A 1,647-nucleotide genomic window follows, 5' to 3' on the forward strand; every position below is an offset into this window, starting at 1 on the left:
ATCATCATCTCTATATAAATTTGCATTTTTATAAATTTTAGATATATATTTAACGCCGTTTTCCTCGTTTTTCACGAAAGAAAACAAGCAAATACCGCTAGAAGTAGATGCTAGCACGGCTTTACCCAAAACGGTATCAGATAGTCCATATGTAATTTCCAGCTCGTTTGCGTAGTTTTTAAACTCGTTGGGCGTTACGGACAATATATTTATGAAACTATCGTGAAGTCTTGAAGAGCTAGATAATCCAAGTTCATAAGATACGTTTAATAAATTTTGCGAGTTTTTAAGGTTTGCTTTGGCGAAATTTAACGTAATAAAATGCATAAATTGCATGGGCGTAACGCCGACATAGTCTTTAAATATCCTAATAAAATAAAATTTGCTCATATTTAGCTGAGCTGCTAGCTCGTTTACGCTAATACGCTTTTGGTAATTTTCATTCATGTATTTGATGAGCTCGATTATTTTATTTTTATTTGAGTCCATAGTTAATTAAATAAATTTACGACGTATTCTTTGCTTTCGCATTCAAGGCATTTTGTTCTTCCCTTGGGGATAAATTCTCCGCATGATTCGCATTTATTGGGCATTACTTGATTATCGAAATAGCTAGTTAGGGAGTTTTTTGAACGTACCACATCAAAACTCTCTATCGCGCCGAATAAACAGGTTATCTGGCAAAGCCCGCATTCGTTACAGCGCAAAACCGAGTGATGCAAGGTAAAGGTGTTGGTGTTTTTATCTATGCTTATAGCATTAAACGGACAAACAGTTTCGCAAATTTTACAGGCACAGCATTTATCCGCGTTTATTCTCAGCGTTTTAAAACCAAAAATTTTATTTTTTGCATAAAATTTTAGCTGTTTAAACATATTTTTTCTAGAAATCTTATTTGAGTATTTTATATTGATATCGCTATGGATAAAAAGTTTTGATATATCGTTAAATACTTGTCTTCTAGAAATTTGCTCATCAAAAACGTTTTGCGATATAAAAATGTGCTCTTCAAAAAGCTTATCGCCTAAAAACTCTTTAACTCTTTGCAAATTTTTATCAAAAATTTCTAGCAAACAGGAGCTCTTGCACTCTAAACACCTACTTTTGTCAAATACGATCTTTTTGCTAAGCGCTAAATGTGCTATCGTTTCCCAAGGCAATGACGATATGCAATAAAGCTCCAAATTTTTATTATTTGAGCTTTCATAACAACCTATGCTTATAGTTTCTTCCTTTGAGTTTAAAATTTCTTTAATTTTTCCCGCATTTAAAGACGAAAAAGATATGGCTCTGGTCGGGCAAACTACTGCGCATAAATTGCAGTCCAAGCACTCGTTAAAAGAAGCGTTAAATTTGGTATCGCGGTTCATTATACCCTTAGGGCATACTTGCTCGCATTTTAGGCAAATTTCTCTATTTTGTTTACTGTTTGAGCACTCTTTTATATTTTTGCTGACGTGAAATTTGCTGAAATTTTCGTTTTCTTTGGATAAAAAACCGCGCATCATACACCTCTAAGTTTTTAATATATCATTTAAAAATTTTCTATCGTTTTGCAAAAAATCTTTTAAATAAATCGCCGTTTGCCCAATATAAATACTAGGATAAGAAACTAAACGCTGAATAAAAGACTCTATCCAAGATAGT

General features: G+C 32.8%; 2 protein-coding genes. Both read right to left on the bottom strand.

All coding sequences use genetic code 11. The annotated features are described in order from the left end of the window. Window positions 1-447: helix-turn-helix domain-containing protein (locus CYP77_RS06790; protein ID WP_181001958.1), on the bottom strand; the 447-nt coding region annotated here is incomplete at its 3' end. Between the two features lie 44 nt (window positions 448-491). Continuing rightward, entirely contained in the window at window positions 492-1,505 is a 1,014-nt protein-coding gene (locus CYP77_RS06795) for a 4Fe-4S binding protein (protein ID WP_103566915.1), read from the bottom strand. Window positions 1,506-1,647 lie beyond the last annotated feature (142 nt).

This window comes from Campylobacter concisus (genome assembly GCF_002913865.1).
Classification (GTDB): Bacteria; Campylobacterota; Campylobacteria; order Campylobacterales; family Campylobacteraceae; genus Campylobacter_A; species Campylobacter_A concisus_AM.